Annotated in this window: 16 protein-coding genes; 4 read left to right on the top strand and 12 right to left on the bottom strand. The window is 41.1% G+C overall.

Annotation, left to right across the window (positions count from 1 at the left end):
- The first annotated feature begins 253 nt into the window (after nucleotides 1-253).
- Nucleotides 254-1564, top strand: a complete 1311-nt coding sequence (locus EC846_RS11325; protein ID WP_123775230.1) for an alpha/beta fold hydrolase — start codon at nucleotides 254-256, stop codon at nucleotides 1562-1564.
- A gap of 59 nt (nucleotides 1565-1623) precedes the next feature.
- Here EC846_RS11325 and EC846_RS11320 read toward each other — a convergent pair whose 3' ends face one another.
- Nucleotides 1624-2466, bottom strand: coding sequence for a class I SAM-dependent methyltransferase (locus EC846_RS11320; protein WP_123775229.1), 843 nt, complete (start codon nucleotides 2464-2466; stop codon nucleotides 1624-1626).
- A 286-nt stretch (nucleotides 2467-2752) separates the two neighbouring features.
- On the bottom strand, nucleotides 2753-3775 hold the full coding sequence (nagZ, locus tag EC846_RS11315) for a beta-N-acetylhexosaminidase (RefSeq protein ID WP_123775228.1): 1023 nt from the start codon (nucleotides 3773-3775) through the stop codon (nucleotides 2753-2755).
- 237 nt (nucleotides 3776-4012) lie between these two features.
- Here nagZ and EC846_RS11310 point away from each other — a divergent pair, with 237 nt between their 5' ends.
- Nucleotides 4013-6196 carry a carboxy terminal-processing peptidase gene (locus EC846_RS11310; RefSeq protein WP_005259699.1) on the top strand — a complete coding sequence of 728 codons (2184 nt, stop codon included), beginning with the start codon at nucleotides 4013-4015 and terminating at the stop codon, nucleotides 6194-6196.
- A gap of 251 nt (nucleotides 6197-6447) precedes the next feature.
- On the opposite strand, the gene EC846_RS11305 is transcribed toward EC846_RS11310, so the two are convergent.
- The 6 genes from EC846_RS11305 to EC846_RS18330 all read right to left on the bottom strand — a co-directional run bounded on the left by EC846_RS11305 (nucleotide 6448) and on the right by EC846_RS18330 (nucleotide 10273).
- On the bottom strand, nucleotides 6448-6891 hold the full coding sequence (locus EC846_RS11305; protein ID WP_373869378.1) for a DUF2147 domain-containing protein: 444 nt from the start codon (nucleotides 6889-6891) through the stop codon (nucleotides 6448-6450).
- Nucleotides 6892-7096: 205 nt separating this feature from the next.
- A complete protein-coding gene (locus EC846_RS11300) occupies nucleotides 7097-7540 on the bottom strand; it encodes a DUF2147 domain-containing protein (protein WP_062847840.1) in 444 nt (147 codons plus the stop codon).
- An 87-nt stretch (nucleotides 7541-7627) separates the two neighbouring features.
- Nucleotides 7628-8296: an LrgB family protein gene (locus EC846_RS11295; RefSeq protein WP_004775764.1), complete on the bottom strand. Its 669-nt coding sequence runs from the start codon at nucleotides 8294-8296 to the stop codon at nucleotides 7628-7630.
- Between the two features lie 11 nt (nucleotides 8297-8307).
- A complete protein-coding gene (locus EC846_RS11290; protein ID WP_005259695.1) occupies nucleotides 8308-8670 on the bottom strand; it encodes a hypothetical protein in 363 nt (120 codons plus the stop codon).
- A 44-nt stretch (nucleotides 8671-8714) separates the two neighbouring features.
- Nucleotides 8715-10058 carry a ribosome rescue GTPase HflX gene (gene hflX / locus EC846_RS11285; RefSeq protein WP_123775227.1) on the bottom strand — a complete coding sequence of 448 codons (1344 nt, stop codon included), beginning with the start codon at nucleotides 10056-10058 and terminating at the stop codon, nucleotides 8715-8717.
- A gap of 74 nt (nucleotides 10059-10132) precedes the next feature.
- Complete coding sequence (locus EC846_RS18330; RefSeq protein ID WP_171248588.1) at nucleotides 10133-10273, bottom strand: hypothetical protein; 141 nt, start codon at nucleotides 10271-10273, stop codon at nucleotides 10133-10135.
- 190 nt (nucleotides 10274-10463) lie between these two features.
- Between EC846_RS18330 and EC846_RS11280 the strand changes: the two genes are divergently transcribed.
- The gene (locus tag EC846_RS11280) at nucleotides 10464-11294 is read left to right on the top strand and encodes a lysophospholipid acyltransferase family protein (RefSeq protein WP_123775226.1); all 831 of its coding nucleotides are present in this window, start codon (nucleotides 10464-10466) and stop codon (nucleotides 11292-11294) included.
- Here the strand turns inward: EC846_RS11280 and EC846_RS11275 are convergent.
- The gene (locus EC846_RS11275) at nucleotides 11287-12849 is read right to left on the bottom strand and encodes a phospholipase D family protein (RefSeq protein ID WP_227504695.1); all 1563 of its coding nucleotides are present in this window, start codon (nucleotides 12847-12849) and stop codon (nucleotides 11287-11289) included. The genes EC846_RS11280 and EC846_RS11275 overlap by 8 nt on opposite strands.
- A gap of 169 nt (nucleotides 12850-13018) precedes the next feature.
- Between EC846_RS11275 and EC846_RS11270 the strand changes: the two genes are divergently transcribed.
- The gene (locus EC846_RS11270) at nucleotides 13019-14029 is read left to right on the top strand and encodes a metallophosphoesterase (RefSeq protein WP_123775225.1); all 1011 of its coding nucleotides are present in this window, start codon (nucleotides 13019-13021) and stop codon (nucleotides 14027-14029) included.
- A 49-nt stretch (nucleotides 14030-14078) separates the two neighbouring features.
- Here the strand turns inward: EC846_RS11270 and EC846_RS11265 are convergent, their stop codons facing one another.
- Genes EC846_RS11265 through EC846_RS11255 form a run of 3 tightly spaced genes read right to left on the bottom strand, consistent with a single transcriptional unit; the run spans nucleotide 14079 to nucleotide 16270 of the window.
- Entirely contained in the window at nucleotides 14079-14558 is a 480-nt protein-coding gene (locus tag EC846_RS11265; protein WP_123775224.1) for an OmpA family protein, read from the bottom strand.
- Nucleotides 14559-14566: 8 nt separating this feature from the next.
- Nucleotides 14567-15790: a diguanylate cyclase domain-containing protein gene (locus tag EC846_RS11260; RefSeq protein WP_004775756.1), complete on the bottom strand. Its 1224-nt coding sequence runs from the start codon at nucleotides 15788-15790 to the stop codon at nucleotides 14567-14569.
- A gap of 6 nt (nucleotides 15791-15796) precedes the next feature.
- The gene (locus EC846_RS11255; RefSeq protein WP_005259689.1) at nucleotides 15797-16270 is read right to left on the bottom strand and encodes a YfiR family protein; all 474 of its coding nucleotides are present in this window, start codon (nucleotides 16268-16270) and stop codon (nucleotides 15797-15799) included.
- Nucleotides 16271-16525: the final 255 nt, after the last annotated feature.

The following is a 16525-nucleotide window of genomic DNA, read 5'->3' as shown; positions in this document are numbered from 1 at the left end:
GGCGCAAAATTTTTTATTTTAGTGCGATGAAGATATTGAATCTAAAGCCAAGACTACATATTTTGCAAAAGATTATTCATTTAAACAAGATAAGTGGTTAAGGAAATGATTGCGTATAAAACGTGCATATGTATAGAATGAAAAAGTATAGGATAAATGTAATACAAATTTTATAAATTTGTTAACTTGCAGCTAGCAATCGGTAAAAGTGTGATGCTTGCAACAGAAAAATAAACAAGGATGGAGGAAGGACATGAATTCCATTATCCAAATGGACTCGGATATAAATCATACCTACACAGGCTTTGGTTTTTTCGACATATACAATAAAAACAGTTTTAAACAACCAGCGCGTACAACATGGATCGATGGTTGGAAAATTGAATATATGGCGATTGCAGATCCTAAAACGATCTATAACACGCCGATTGTCATTGTCGGGGGCGCATTTCAAAATTTTAACTCTTATAAGTATTGCGTTGAGCAACTCTTTGAGAGCGGGCCTGTGATTTTAATCGATTTACCGTCAATGGGCGCGAATCAACAGATTCGTAATGTTGATACAGGTGAATCTGCTGGAATTCTGGAACTCCCTGATTTATCAAAAATGCTTGGTCAATGGCTTGATATTGTTGGTATCGATAAGGTTTCAATGATGGGGATGTCATTGGGGTCGGTGGTTGCTTCTTCATTTGCAGACCAACGTCCAGAACTGATTGACCGTATGGTATTGATGGGGGTCATGCAGAAGACACGTAAAAGCTGGCGTATGCTGCTTGAAGAGTCTTTGCATTTAATGCGTGAAGATCGCATGGAAGAGTTTGGACAGGCTGTTATTCTCTATCTTGTGAATCATGCGAAATTGGACAAAACACGCATGTCGCCAACTGCTAAGCGCCTGTTCTTCAGACAAATGGCAGAATTTAGTGCCACAGAGCGCGAGCGTTATGAAATTAACTGCAACCGCTTATTGCGTTTAAGTAATGTACCTGTACCACAATGTAAAACGTTGGTTGCGGCAGGGCAGTACGATAGCTTTACCTTGCCCCATGAAAACGCCGATTTTGCCTTGCAATGCCAAGACATGCAGTTTGCCTTGATTGCCAATGCAGATCATGTCCCGCAATTGCAACGTCGTAAAGAAACCATGAATCTGTTTACCACCTTCTTAAAAGGTGAATCTATCGAAAATCTGGAGGGCATCATTCCGATGAATCGTGAACAGATGCAACAGATTGAGCGTCGTGGTGAAGAACGTATTGCAGTCTTGCAACCAGAAACCAAACTGACCCATCGTCATTTAGATACTGAGGCAGCGGTGAGGATTGTTGATATCACCTTCTTTGGCGTTTACTTGAAGCTTCATCAGCAGGAACAACTTGATTTTGTCAGTCAGCATCCACGCGATTTGGCTTTGAATTTAGTGGATGAAGAAGGCGAGTTTAAAATTGAATGCTTAATTTTTGATGCAACAGAACAAGGCTTACGTATCTTATTTAAACACGGTAGTTTTGATGTGGCTGAGCGCTTAACCCGCTTTATTGAGCGTCAAAAACAGATTTAATCAATCTTTCAAAATTGGAAAAGGGAAGTGGACGAACCATTTCCCTTTTTTATTGAGGATTATTTATTGCTTGCCTGAATGACCCAGACTAAATCGCCTAAATGTTGTTGCTTGTTTTCTAAAGCGGTCTGTTCAAAAAATTGTTTGGGTTGCAAGACATCGACTTGGTTAAAACCTGCTGCATGAAAAAAGTTTTCGACTTCGAGAGGGGTTTTGAAATGAAAGCTAAAGGCACTGCGTGACATCCATTTGAGTAAACGGCTGCTATTCCAGATAATGGTGGCTAATTTGTTTTGTGTTGGTTCTGGATAAATATCTGTTAAATAGTGCAGTTCTTTAAAATTTTGGCCGTAGGTGGCAATGGCTTGAATGAGTTGCTGTAATAATGGCTTTTCAAAGTAGTTGATCAGCCCTTCGCTCATGATCACCAATGGACGTTGCGGGTCAAAGACTTCAAATACCGAAGCAAATGCTTCAGTAAATAAGTCGACAGACAACACTTCATCGGTATTTTGTTCAATCTGTTGTAACGCTGCCTGCTTGGTGGCTGCCATGTCTGGCAAGTCTAGTTCACGATAGGTGATCTCAGGATAATGTTGTCTAAACCACCAGCCGCGAGGGGATAGGCCACAGGCAATTTCCAGTACCTGCAAGTCGGGATGTTGCTGAATTAGCGTTTCTAAATGTGAATCAAGCATGGTGTGGCGTTGTTTTAATGTGGTACGCATGCTGCCGCCAACATATTTTTCGGCCCAGCTTTCAATTGGGTGGACTAAGGCGGCTAGGGTCTTACCTTTTTTTGTTGCCAGTGCTGGATGTGAGATTCCCATTTGATACCAGATATAGCCTGTGTAGTGTGCAGTAAATGAAATATGGCGATGTTTTGAAAGTTGTTGTGTCATCTGTCCTAGACTCTATTTTTTCCTAATTTAGATATAAAACTCATCTCTTTAAAATATAGAGTGTTTTGACTACATCTTGATTTAGGCTTGTTATTTACTATCGTGGGGCGGCATGGATGCCGCCGTTGGGCTGGGGTTACAAGGATGTACCCTCAGCCTAACAAAGGATTTTTGCTTACTTTTCATCCCTGAAAAGTAAGTCGAGCCGAAGGCCAAATCCTTTAATCAGATGAGCACTCGGCAAGATTCCATTATGTGAATAGAACAATTAAAAATCTGATTAAAGTTAGAACGAATTCTTAAATTCTTCAATGACTTTTCTGACGTTATGCCAGTTTTCATCGTCTAAAGTTAATGTGGTACCGATTTGGATATTTGGAATTTTACCGCGCATACGTTCTAAACGTTGTTGGTTTGGTAAAGCCAGTGACTGGATGCCATCCAATGCGATACATGCAGCGGCGCGGTCATTACACACTAGTCCCATATCGCAACCTGCATTTAATGCTGCTTGGATACGTGCATCTGCACCACCTGCAACACAGGCAGCTTGCATACTCAAGTCATCTGAGAAAAGTACGCCGTCAAATTTAAGTTGTTTACGTAAGATTTCTTGTAACCAGAATGGTGAGAAACCTGCTGGATTTGGATCAACTTGATCATAGATCACATGAGCTGGCATCAAGGCATCGAGTTGAGGCATCAACTTGATAAAGCTTTGCATATCTTTGTCATAGATTTCTTGATATGAACGACTGTCGATTGCGGCTGCAACGTGTGAGTCAGCTTTGACTGAACCATGACCTGGGAAATGTTTACCCGTCGTCGCCATCCCTGCTTTTTTCATACCTCGCATAAAGGCATCTGCAAGTGGAACGATGTCCTGCATATTTTTTGCAAAGCCGCGGTCGCCAATCACATCACTAACGTCATTCAGGTCTAAAACAGGTGCAAAGCTAAAATCAATACCAACAGCCAATACTTCAATCGCCATGAGCCAGCCACATTGTTCAGCCAGTTCGATTGCCTGCTCAGGATGAGTGAGATAACGCGCGCCTAAGCGTCCCATTGCAGGTAACAAGGTGAAGCCTTGTCTTAAGCGCTGTACACGTCCACCCTCCTGATCGACAGCAATCAGAATATCTGGACGGACTTGACGCATATGATCGGTTAAAGCACGGACTTGTTGAGGTGATTCAATGTTGCGCGCAAATAAAATCATGCCACCGACTTGCGGAGCTTGTAATAGTTCAATATCTTCTTGAGTAAGTTCTGTGCCAGCAATATCTAGCATCAATGCGCCGATCATAAGGATTCCGTTTGAATTTTGATGAAAAAAACGATAGCTAAATTGTGCAATGATTTGCTACATTTTGTCAGTACAGAATATGATAAAACTACATGATATTGATGATAAGTGCTTATTGGTCATTTATTTATGACGACCAATGAGTTCTGCAAGTTGGTAAAGTATCGAATGAAATGTGTTCATATTGACAGTATCAGCGTGTAATAATTGCCATATCCAAGGAAGTACCAAAATTTTATGAAACTTCAAATGATAGCGTGTGCAGTTGCGATTGCGACTGGTGGTTTATTTTTCTCTCATACCATGAATGAGGCGTTTGCGGCGACCGAAACTCCAGTTGTTTCAACCGTTATCAAGCCATCACAAGAACAAGCGCTCGTGTCACGTCAGCTCGCAACTTTGGTTGATCGCCAGCATTATTTGAATATGCGTTTAGATGCAACCACTTCAAACCGTATTTTGGATATGTATCTTGATAGTCTTGATCCAGATCATTCATTATTTTTAAGCGGTGAAGTTGCGGACTATAAGAATAAGTATGGTTCAACTTTTGGTAGCTCATTAAAAGCAGGGAACTTAACTGGACCTTTTGCGATTCATGCTCAATATCGTGACCGTTTGAAACAGTTCTATGAGTTTATGTTGGCCGAGTTGAAGAAGCCACAGAACTTAAATCAAAAAGATGTCTATCTTGAAACGGATCGTGAAAAAGCACCGTATTTCCAGACCGCTGCTGAGCAACGGGCACATTGGCAAAAAATGCTGGTTTCACAGCTGATTAATTTGACGATTAGCAAAGAAGAAGAACAGGCTAAGCAAAAAGCGTTAAAAGCAGATCCATCGCTTGCCAATGGTCAGGATTTGACTGGCCCAGAAGATTTAACTCCAGTTCAGACGCTAACCAAACGTTATACCCGCCAGTTAGAGCGTATTGGTCGGGTCAAGAGTGATGATGTACTTGATAAAACCCTGAATGCGATGATGGCGACTTATGATCCGCATAGTAACTATTATCCGCCAATTGATGCGATGGAGCTGAATCGTCAAACCACCTTGCAACTTGAGGGTATTGGTGTTTCGATCCGTCCAGAACGTGGTAATGAAGATTACACCAAGATCGAAACCATCGTTGAAGGTGGCCCTGCAAGCAAGTCTGGTCAGGTGAAATCAGGAGACCGCATCATTGGTGTCGCTCAAGATGGCGATAAAATGGTGGATGTGATTGGCTGGCCGAGCTCGGAAATTGTTGGCTTGATTCGTGGTAAACGTGGCACCAAAGTAGTGGTTCGTTTATTGGGTGCAGGGGCACCAATGAGTCAGGCACGTAATGTCACCTTAACGCGCGACATTATTCAGGAAGAAGATGCGGGCGTTCGTTCGCGTACGGTTGAAATCACCCGTGATGGTAAAAAACACTTATTTGGCGTCCTTGAAATTCCATCATTCTATTTCGACTATCGCTCACGCCGCGCGGGAACCGAGTATCGCTCAGTTTCTGAAGATACAGCTAAAGCTTTGGAATCGCTGAAAGCTCAAAAAGTTGAAGGTATTTTGGTTGACTTGCGTAATGACCCGGGTGGCTCATTAGAAGAAGTGGCGCGTATGCTGGGTCAGGTGATCAAGTCAGGGCCAGTGGTACAGATCCGTGATGGCAATGGCAATGTTAATGTGTTTGAAGATACGGATGGCGGCGAACAGCTTTATGCTGGCCCAATGGCTGTATTGGTCAACTTGGCATCGGCTTCTGCAAGTGAGATTTACTCGGCTGCGATTCAGGATTATGAGCGCGGTATTATCATTGGTAGTACCACTACAGGTAAGGGAACGGCGCAGGTTCAACTGGATTCACTGGCTTATGGTCAGGCAACGCTGACCCAACGTAAGTTCTACCGTATTACGGGTGGAAGTACGCAAAATAAAGGGGTTGTGCCAGACATCAAACTCGTCGATATCTACAATGAAGAGTTTGGTGAACGTAAAGCGAAAAATGCTTTGAAATGGGATACGATTCCAACAGCACCATTTAAACGTGAAGGTTCAGTACAACCTTATATTGCCAAGTTAACGGAATCATCTCAGCAACGTGTAGCAGCTGATTCACAGTTTAAGTATCTAGAAGCGCGTAAAGCGATTGCCAAGAAAACTTCTGATCAGAAGAAAGTGGTGCTGGATATCACCCAGCGTCGTGCTGAGTTACTTGATCTAGAAAAGCAGACGTTGAATGCTGAAAATCAGCGCCGTGCAGCAACAGGTCTGGCACCTTATGCGAACTGGGAAAGCTATCAAGCTTCGATTGATGCTCTGGTTGAATCACGTGCCAAAATGAAAGCGCATTTACGTCCGCCACTTCCTGAAGAAGAAACCTTCATCACCGAAGCGGCAAATGTACTTTTAGATTATGCCAAGCTACAAAATCGTTAAGTTGATAATGTTTTAAATAAAAAGCCCTGTTTGATACAGGGCTTTTTATTGCTTTTTTAATCTCGATTCTCATGTCGCTACGTACATGTAAGAGGATCTGACATTGACATCATTTTATGACTGTCAGTTTTAAAGAGAATAGAAAAAGCTTCTTCACCTTTTACCAAGATGAAGAAGCCTTTGTCTTAGATTACGATGGATTGACGTTGGATCATCCGAGTTGCATTTCTGATTCGATTAACCAGAATGTCTTATTCGGCACGTATCCAGATTTGATTACGGCCTAGTGCAGAAACACCCAGATATCCACGTAAATGCAGACGTTTACCATTTGCACTCAATTTGGCTTTCATACTATAAATTTTGCCTGTATTCGGATCGAGAATACGGCCATTGCTATAGTTTAGGCCCTCACTATGTTTTAAACCTGTCACCACATCTAAACCTACAATCGGTTTGTTGGTATAAGGTGCAGGGCAGTCTACACAGGTTTCTTTAGGTGTGTAGCCTGTACGTGGTGTGAGTTTTACAACTTTGCCGGTATATGTTCCATTGGTTTCTTTTCGAATTTCAACCAACCCTTTTGGTGCCCCTGTTTTGTCATCAATACTTTGCCAGAGCCCCGTAATATCCTCTGCAAAAGTAAAACTGCTGATCATTGTTAAAAATAAAACGCTTATTAGTTTTTTGCTCATCATTAAAATCCGTTTAACACCCGTTTTTATTATGTAGTATCTCTAATCAAAGATTCAATCATTATTTTACAGTTGTATATTTATATTTGAAAATTCAATAGTTTTTTATTTTTCCATTAAAAAAAGCCTCTCCATTTTTAGATGATGAGAGGCTTTTTTAAACGTCTTTAAATATAAGCAGGGTAGATTGTCGCCCTGCAAATTTTTACTCGGCACGTATCCAGATCTGATTACGGCCTAGCGCAGAAACGCCAAGATAACCACGTAAATGCAGACGTTTGCCATTTGCACTTAATTTGGCTTTCATACTATAAACCTTGCCTGTATTCGGGTCGAGAATACGGCCATTGGTATAATTCAAACCATCTGTGTATTTTAAACCTGTCACGACATCCAGACCGACAATGGGTTTGTTGGTATATGGCGCAGGACAATCTACACAAGTTTCTTTTGGTGTATAGCCTGTACGTGGTGTGAGTTTTACGACTTTTCCAGCATAGGTGCCATTCGTCTCTTTGCGAATTTCAACTAATGCCTTAGGTGCCCCCGTTTTGTCATCAATACTTTGCCAGAGCCCCGTAATATCCTCTGCAAAAGTAAAACTGCTCACCGCAGTTAAGAATAACGCACCTAATAATTGTTTGCCCATCATTAAAAATCCTTTTAACGTTAAGCCCGCCATTATGGATGATTTATGACAACCAGTTCAATAATTAACTGATATTTGTGGCAAATTTTAAGATAAAGATAAAATAAAAGTAGGCAGCCAAATTGCTGTAAACACGCCATTGACTGCCATGCCGAAGGCGGCATATCGGCCAGCGACAGGGCCACGTTGCCATGCCTGAGCAGTACCGATGGCATGTGCTGCCAGACCTAAAGCCAGACCTGAGGCACGTTCATCATGAATGTGTTTTAAAATCCATGGCGAAAATGCAGCACCAATCACCCCAGATAAAATGACAATCAGCGTCACCAACATCAGAGGTGCATGAAGCAGAGTCGCAATATTCAGTGCAATCGGTGTGGTCACGGCACGCGTCGCAAAAGCCAGAATGGTCGGTTCAGACATATGCAGTAAATAAGCCAAGCCCATCGGCAGTGCCACCGCGCTAATACTGGCAAAACATAAAATTCCGAGCATTGACTTGATCGGCAAATCGTCATAGCGCATTGCCGCCAGTGGAATCGCCAAGGCCACAGTGACATAGCCCAGTAAATGGTTAAACACGTTATTTACATTGTCCAGATAGCTTTCATAGGGAACGCCTAAAATGAACAGTAAACCAATCACAATAAAGACAGCAAAAACAATCAATGGAATTTGCGGGAATTTTTTATTTAAGGGCTTTGCAATCAGGTAACTGATCAGGGTGATGATAAATCCATAAATAACCATAAACATAGATCAGCCCCTTATAACCAGCGTTTTGCCATTTTGGCGTAAACCCACAGCGGCAATAACGTACTAAAGGTTAAGATAAATAAAAATAAAGGAATTTCTTTACCTAAATGCACCAGCATAATTAATGAACCCGCACAAATAGGCAGAAAGGCAAAAGCACTTTCTTTCATGATCTTGTTATTGGTATCGATCAAACGGTTGGAGATTTTTTTGAAACGTCTCCAAATCAATAAAGTTACCAGTAAGCTCAGCAGTCCAACAAGATTGCCTAATTCTGGATGACCAAAGGCTTTGGTGATCGCAACAGCCCCCTCACGATATACAATGATTAATAAAATCGTAAAAAACCAGGCTGTCCAATCAATCTCTTTCATTTTCTTCTCTTAAGCTCGCTGATCTAAACGATGGCTGATTGCAATTAGGGTGATGGTTGATCGATCTCAAATTCTTCCAAAGGTCGCTGGAATAAGGAAGCTTTTTTTCCAAGTATTTCGTCTAATGGCAAATGTGCCTGTTTAATGAGTTGTTCCAGTTTATGCGGCGCAATACAGACCGATAAATGTAAATTGCCGTGGTCATCATAATGTTCGGACTGAATGACATTCAGAGTATATAACTGGGTACGGAGTTTCCCATAAGCAGGTTTTAACACTAAATCAAAATCTTGTAACTGGCCCAATAGACATTGTTGAACTGCCTGAGCAAGTAGGTCTAACCCTTGTCCTGAATGTGCGGAAACATAAACACGGTCAGGTAGATCGGCGGCTTTATAAATAATTTTGGCAGCATCGCCACTCTGGTCGATTTTATTATAAACATGCAAAATTGGCGCATCGGTACCAATTTCTTTGAGAACAGATTCAACGGCTTCAATCTGTTCTGGCATATTTGGACTGCTGCTATCAATCACATGAAGCAGCAAAGTGGCTTCTAAGGTTTCTTCTAATGTGGCTTTAAATGATTCAACCAGATCATGTTGCAGATTTCTGACAAAACCTACGGTATCTGCTAATACCACAGTGCCGATACCATCCCAGTCTAAACGGCGTAAGGTTGGATCGAGTGTTGCGAACAGTTGATCTGCTGCATAGACATCACTTTTTGCCAGTATATTAAATAAAGTTGATTTACCAGCATTGGTATAACCGACCAGTGAAATGGTTGGGATGGCTGCTTTTTGTCTTGCTGCACGACCTTGCAAACGGGTTTGTTGTACTTTTACCAGTTTATCTTTGAGCTGGGTAATCCGAACACGGATTAAACGACGGTCAGTTTCAAGTTGTGATTCACCTGGTCCACGTAGACCGATACCACCTTTTTGTTGTTCTAAATTACCAGTAAAGCCACGAATCAGGCGAGTAGATAAATGTTTAAGCTGAGCCAATTCAACCTGTAATTTCCCTTCATGGGTACGGGCGCGCAAGGCGAAAATGTCTAGAATTAAACCTGTGCGGTCAATCACACGACATTTCAAGATTCGCTCAAGATTACGTTCTTGGGCAGGCGAAAGCGAGTGATCGAGAATGACCAGCTCTGCTTCTGTTTCTCTGACCAGTTCAGCGATTTCATCAACTTTGCCAGATCCGATAAAAAATTTGGGATCAGGTTTATTGCGTTGAACAGAAAGATGTTCAAGGATTTCAGCACCAGCGGATTGAGCGAGCAATCGAAACTCTTCAGCATCAAGATCATCGAGTAGCTGAACAGACACACTGACTAAAATTGCCCGTTCACCGCTTTGACGCTGCTCAAAATTTTCCACGCGAGTAGGTAATCCTTATTATTAAAGTCTTATTCTAGAATAAACTTCAAGTAAAGGGCAAAGGCTTACTCGATTTATATGACATTACGACGTAAAAGCTCAATGAATCCGACCAGAGTGCCCATATATAAAATTGACCAGCCGAGAATCATTCTTAAAGCATAGCCATAGGGAATGGTGGTTTGGGTTTCTGATGTTGTGCTTTGCTGATTCATCACATCACCTTGTAATCAGTAAATTCGATTTATTTATAATAATTGATCTAATAAACCTTTTAAAATTGAAAAAAATTATGCTCGCATTCGTTTTTTATGATGCAGGTAACTTTTATAAGTAGATAGCGGCATGATATAACTGGATGAATTCAATGCACATGTGCATCTATGCGTACGGTTTTAATGATTTATGACTCAAGAAGCAACTGCGGTAACTAACCCACCATTAAATCTAATCTCTAAATTGAGTTTGTATAGTAAAAAGTTAGCCTCAGGCCTAGAAACAATAGGTGAAGGTTTTTATCTGATTTACCGTCATGGTTTATATAAGGATCCAAATAATCCTGTAAATACGCGTTATGTGCAGTACTTTTGCCGCCGTTTATGCGAAGTTTTCAATATCGAAGTCGAAGTCCATGGCACCATTCCACGCGAACCTGCACTTTGGGTGAGTAATCACATCTCATGGCTGGATGTCGCTGTACTCGGTTCTGGCGCACGAATTTTCTTTCTGGCGAAAGCCGAAGTTGAAAGATGGCCGATCTTGGGGAAACTGGCAAAAGGTGGCGGGACTTTATTTATCAAACGCGGTTCAGGAGATTCAATCCGTATCCGTGAACAGATTACTGAATTTTTAAAACAGGATATTCCTGTTCTGTTCTTCCCTGAAGCGACTACAACCGACGGAACTAAAGTCAAAAAGGTGCATGGACGTTTATTGGGTGCAGCTATTGAGGCACAACGTCCTGTACAGGTGTGTGTGATTTGCTATGTCAATCAGAACGGAGAGCTCGATCTAGTTGCGCCGTTTATTGGCGAAATGACCTTTGCAGAACATGTGCAGCGTGTTTTAGAAATGCCGAAAGTCACCGCACATTTGATGACTTTGCCTGCGATTTCAGTCGAAGGGCATACCGTCGATAGTTTAACCAAAGAAGTTGATCGCCAGATGCGCGCAGGCTTAGCTAAATTGCAGCAGAAGGTATTGACTGTGTTGCCAGAAACGGCTGAGTCTACATAAAGCCTTCGATTGGCAGCCATGAAATGATTTTCACGCCTGCTTTTTGCCACCATTTCATTTTAGGTTCTTTGGTATAAATCAAAGGACCTCTTGGCGTTTCTCTCTGCCAAGTAATTTTCTTATTTGCATCCAACACTAAACGATAAGCATAGGTTTTCAGGTTTTGATCCATGGTGGCATGTACAGCTTGCGCTAATGGCGGGCTATTCAGTAATACCCCAATTTCAGTATTTAAATAGGCTGAACGTGGATCAAAATTAAATGAGCCAATAAATACCTGTTTCTCATCCAAAGCCATCAATTTGGCATGTAGGCTCGAACGACTGAGTCCCTTAAGATTAACCTTGGCTTTTTTTGCTAAATCTTCGGTATGTTTATCTAAATCATTTTTATCCAATGCGGGAAGGAACTCATAAAGCTGCACGCCATTTTCCAGTAGTTCCTGACGATATTTCCCATAAAAAGCATGGACTACAGCGACGTCATTAGCTTTAAAGGAGTTGGTGAGTACTCGGACTTTGATGCCTTCTTGGGCTAAGTCACCTAAAATTTTTGCGCCTTTCTTTTCTGGAACAAAATACGCTGAAATCAGATCAATATTTTTTTCAGGCTGTTCCAGATGATTGATTAGCTGGAAATTCAGATGTTCTTCTTTTTTTGCTTTTGATTTGATTTTATCTGGTGAATCTTTCACGACCTCAGCTTTGACCCATTCCAGAGAAATATCCCGATTCATGAGTGAATCAATGGCCTGGGAGCGGCTGGTCAAATCGACATAATTCTGTACGGTAATCCGTTTATAGTGCTCATCGAGTTGCTGTTTTAAACTTTCATAGCTAAGTCGATGTGATTTTGGATTCACAATTTCTCGGACATCATAGGCATATTCATGATTCCAGTAATCATCAAATGATTTGGAAATATCGTTAACGGCAGTACCGAACAACATCACATCGACATCAGAAAATTGATAAGTATCACTGACATTGTAATATTGGTTGGTCATATTGCGACCACCGATCAAGGCCACCTGATGATCGGCAATAAAGCTCTTATTGTGCATTCGGCGGTTGATACGTTTTAGGTCGAGCACCATATCCAGTGCACGGTATTTACGAAATCGGTAAGGATTAAATAATTTAACTTCGATATTGGGGTGCTGTGCCAGCGCTAAGAAAATACCTTCAGTATGTTTGGCATTATTATCATCAATCAGTAATCTGACTTTTACCCCACGATCAGCGGCACGAATTAAAGCGTGCAGTGCCAAAGCACCAACCTTGTCGTTATCCCAGATATAGTATTGTAAATCGAGCGTTTTCTCTGCCTTGTCAATCAAACGGAGACGGGCAGCCAGTGCTTCTAGCGGTTCATACAACACATGATAGCCAGTCAGATCGGGGTGCTGTTCTTGTAAAGGACGAATGACTTGAGCTAAAGAGGTCTGGGTGGTATCGATCTGACCCACCGTTTGAATCACAGGCTCGATCTTATGCTTGGGTAGCGTGCTACAACCCGTCATCGTTAACGTCATGGCGCAATAAATCGCAAGCATATTTTTATTGTAAGCGGTTGTACTTATCTTTGTATGTTTGCCATTTAAATGAGAAAATTGCGTCATAATCGTTACTGATTAAAAGTTGGGCTCGAGTATACCATTTCATCGAAAAAGATAAATATAAGATGAGACGTATGTCCCTAAAGTGAAGTTAATGAGGGCTGTAATGTCGGATTCAGATACTATTATTTTTGGTTTTTACCTTATTTTTGCTGTTTTGGCATTATGGGCATTTATTCAAGCCTGGATCCATCAGGCACGTACAGAAACTATTCATCCTTTTAAAGCCTTTGTGCATTTGCTGGCATTTTATCTTTCGTATTTATTGGTTCCGCTTTGGTTCTTTAGTCTTTACGCAGGCTGGGTCGGTTATTACAGCTTGCATCAGGCGGGGTTCATCTTTTTATTAAGTAGCGTACTGATCTATGCGCGCTTTATTGAGCCACATCAGGTTCATATCAAACGTCATCAATATCGCCTCGATCCAAAACGTGAATTTACCCGTCCTGTCAAAGTCGCATTGGTTGCCGATATGCACGTCGGATTATTTTCAGGCCATGAACGTCAGTTAAAAACGATTGTGAAAAGACTGAACGAAGAAAAACCTGATTTGGTTGTGGTGGCAGGGGACTGGACTTATGAACCTGAAAACCGTTTGGTACATGAGCTGGAAGTACTCAAACAAATTGAGGCACCTGTATATTCTGTGCCTGGTAATCACGACGAACAATATCCTGGCCCACCGATTCAGGCATTGTTGAGCAAAGCGTTAGAGCAGAATAATGTGTTTGATATAGAAGGTAAGATTGTCGATTTTGATGAGTTTCGTCTCATTGGTATCGGTGATTTGTGGGCCGGGAAGGCGAATATGCGCTTTATGCCAGACTTACCTCAAGACAAACCTTGGCTGATTCTGTCGCATAATCCTGACACCGTTGATATGGTACCTGAATTACCTACTCGACCATTAATGTTATCGGGCCATACGCATGGCGGACAGATCGAATTGCCGTGGATTACCAACTATATTATGAAGCGGGTGTCTATTCTTGGGCATAAAAAAGGTTTTTACACGCATGAGCATGCCGATGTGTTTGTGACAGTGGGCACAGGAATGGTGGGTGTACCATTTCGGTTTAGAGTACCTCCGACGATTGATATTATTGAACTGATTTAAATAAAAAAAGCCGACTAGATTGAGTCGGCTTTTTTATGATAGGAATGTATTAAGGAATAATAATCACATTCACGCGGCGGTTGCTGGCACGATTCTCATCCGAGGTATTTGGCACAAATGGTTGATTTGAACCACGACCCAGAACAGTTAAATTATTTGGTTTAAAACCCTGATTGATGAAAATAGTAGAAACGCTTTGAGCACGTTCTTCCGAGAGTTTCTGGTTATATTCAGGATTACCGATATTATCTGTATGTCCCACAATTTTTAATTTTTGCAGGTCATATTTATTGAGCTGAGTTGCAAGACGTACAATCTCTTGCTGATGCTCTGGCTTAATATCGACTTTATTAAAATCAAATAATAAACGTTCTGGTAAGCCGAGACTCCAGCCTTCATCCGTTAAAACAAACCCCTCTTTTTTTAACATTTTAACCTGACGATATTTCAACGGGCCAAAACTTAAACATCCAGCCAATGTTAGGCAGAGTAACGCAATAAATGAAATTTTAATGGTGTGAGCGCGCATAACATGTCCTAAATTTCTGGTTTATAAAGAAACCAATGTGGATTTAAACTTTTAGCTTTATACATGGCTTGATCCGCTTGCATAATCAAATCCTCTGGATTCTCTGCAAGCTGTGAAAAGGCAATCCCTAAGCTAAAACCAAAATGAATCATTTCACCGTTGAAATCTAAAGGCTCCTTGCAACTTGCCAGTAAACCTTCAGCAATGGTCTGTAAGTGATCCGCATGATGGATAGAATGCAGGATAATAGCAAACTCATCCCCACCCAAACGGGCAATAAAATCTTCATGGCGGACAGAAAGTTTTAAACGTTCGCCCATTTCTTTTAGAACAGCATCACCTGCCAAATGACCAAACTGATCATTGATCATCTTGAAATTATTATTGTCGATGAATAATAGGGCAGAATTGTGACGATACTGAGGGTTCTCAAAAATATCGAAAAGCTCTTGGTAGAAATAATGACGATTTGGCAAACCGGTGAGCTGATCGTGATGTGCCTGAAATGAAAGTTGACGATTCTCTTTTTGAAGGTGAGTGTGCCAAATTTGAATTTCTTCTAACAGTTCATTAAACACCGTATTTAAGTTCTGAAACTCTTTAATATGGTTGTTTGGAAAACGAAGATTATAAGCTTTCTGGTCACTCACCAATTGGGCGATGTGGGTTAGTGGTTTAATTGCCTGCATGATTTGGCGGTAGGTAATATTCACTGACCATAATAAAGCAATCACAATAAAGAACATTGAAATTGCCAAACCGATAATAATGGTTTTCAGAAAGTGCAAAATATTTTCTGAACTTCCGTATAACACCAGTTCGCCAACTTTTTTCTTATGATGAACAATCATTAATTTAACTGGATCATGTAAAAACCAGCGATCCATTAAATCTTGCATGGTTGAGGTGTGGGCTATTTTTTTAGTACTTTCGGCAAGAAGCTGATGTTGAGGGTCATAAACATGGATCGTACGAATGGCATGTTCACGGGTATAGTCATCTAGAATCTGATCGATTGCCCCACGATCTCTAAACACCACAGCAGGTTGAATTCGTTCAAGAACCGTCTGGCTCAACAGTTGTAAATTCTGTTTAGCGTAGGTTTCCATGGTAAACATGGAAATTGTGGCAAAAGTAAAAGAACAAATTACAAAAGTGATGGCAAAAATCGCAAACTGAGATTTACGGAATAATGCATGTAAGGAGGTTGATTGATATAAATTGGAAATCATCTGTACTTACTCCGCATTCTTCGCCAAGAGTAAAACTCGTGGATCGATATGAACTTTGGAATAACTCAGCGCTTCCAGATTAACCTTAAAAGTTGAATAGGTTCTCTTATTATATAAGCAGAAAATACTCCCCACCTCACACGCGGGATTGTTGGTACTTAAAGAAAGCAATGAGCGAGATGGATAAGACTGGATCAGATTCTGCTGTTGTTGGGGTGATGTCGTGGTGAAATAGGCTACATGACATTCTGTTTTAGGGAAATCTTTCGCGCTTACTGCCTGAACCTGATAATCATAGGCAAGCTGTCGGATATTCATCTGGAACTGACTTGCCGCTTCTGAATTATCAATCACACAGATAGAAGGACGGGATGTATTCGTCCATTTGCTATAACTTAATATAGATAGTGCTAATTCATAGAAGTTGTGCGTTGAAATGGCATAGCAAAGCGGGCTCGCAGTAAATAATACTGCAAGCAATAGATATCGAGCTTTTATATTCAAAAACCGTATTTTCAATCAAAAGTGCCAAAAAGTGTGAAGCAAGAGACATATTCTACTGGACTTAATTGTTTAAAAAAAGTTCTTAATCACTCAGGAAAGCCAATAAAAGTAACTATTCAGTTCAAAAAGTATGCGTTCGATCAAATAATTCCAATAAATTTAAAAAAGGGTGTTGCATTGGGTTGGGAATGCTGTAGAATGCACATCCATCGGCGGTGATGCAGATAAAAA

Origin of the sequence: Acinetobacter sp. BIGb0102, assembly GCF_003815055.1 — a bacterium.
Lineage (GTDB): Bacteria > Pseudomonadota > Gammaproteobacteria > Pseudomonadales > Moraxellaceae > Acinetobacter > Acinetobacter vivianii.
The sequence above is the reverse complement of the archived record's forward strand: the minus strand, read 5'-3'. Positions and strand labels throughout refer to the sequence as shown.

Bases quoted from the DNA above. Each gene is read 5' to 3' on its own strand.
- EC846_RS11325 (WP_123775230.1), top strand. From the start codon at position 254: ATGAATTCCATTATCCAAATGGACTCGGATATAAATCATACCTACACA.
- EC846_RS11320 (WP_123775229.1), bottom strand. From the start codon at position 2,466: ATGACACAACAACTTTCAAAACATCGCCATATTTCATTTACTGCACAC.
- nagZ (WP_123775228.1), bottom strand. From the start codon at position 3,775: ATGATCGGCGCATTGATGCTAGATATTGCTGGCACAGAACTTACTCAA.
- EC846_RS11310 (WP_005259699.1), top strand. From the start codon at position 4,013: ATGAAACTTCAAATGATAGCGTGTGCAGTTGCGATTGCGACTGGTGGT.
- EC846_RS11305 (WP_373869378.1), bottom strand. From the start codon at position 6,891: ATGAGCAAAAAACTAATAAGCGTTTTATTTTTAACAATGATCAGCAGT.
- EC846_RS11300 (WP_062847840.1), bottom strand. From the start codon at position 7,540: ATGGGCAAACAATTATTAGGTGCGTTATTCTTAACTGCGGTGAGCAGT.
- EC846_RS11295 (WP_004775764.1), bottom strand. From the start codon at position 8,296: ATGTTTATGGTTATTTATGGATTTATCATCACCCTGATCAGTTACCTG.
- EC846_RS11290 (WP_005259695.1), bottom strand. From the start codon at position 8,670: ATGAAAGAGATTGATTGGACAGCCTGGTTTTTTACGATTTTATTAATC.
- EC846_RS18330 (WP_171248588.1), bottom strand. From the start codon at position 10,273: ATGAATCAGCAAAGCACAACATCAGAAACCCAAACCACCATTCCCTAT.
- EC846_RS11280 (WP_123775226.1), top strand. From the start codon at position 10,464: ATGACTCAAGAAGCAACTGCGGTAACTAACCCACCATTAAATCTAATC.
- EC846_RS11275 (WP_227504695.1), bottom strand. From the start codon at position 12,849: ATGCTTGCGATTTATTGCGCCATGACGTTAACGATGACGGGTTGTAGC.
- EC846_RS11270 (WP_123775225.1), top strand. From the start codon at position 13,019: ATGTCGGATTCAGATACTATTATTTTTGGTTTTTACCTTATTTTTGCT.
- EC846_RS11265 (WP_123775224.1), bottom strand. From the start codon at position 14,558: ATGCGCGCTCACACCATTAAAATTTCATTTATTGCGTTACTCTGCCTA.
- EC846_RS11260 (WP_004775756.1), bottom strand. From the start codon at position 15,790: ATGATTTCCAATTTATATCAATCAACCTCCTTACATGCATTATTCCGT.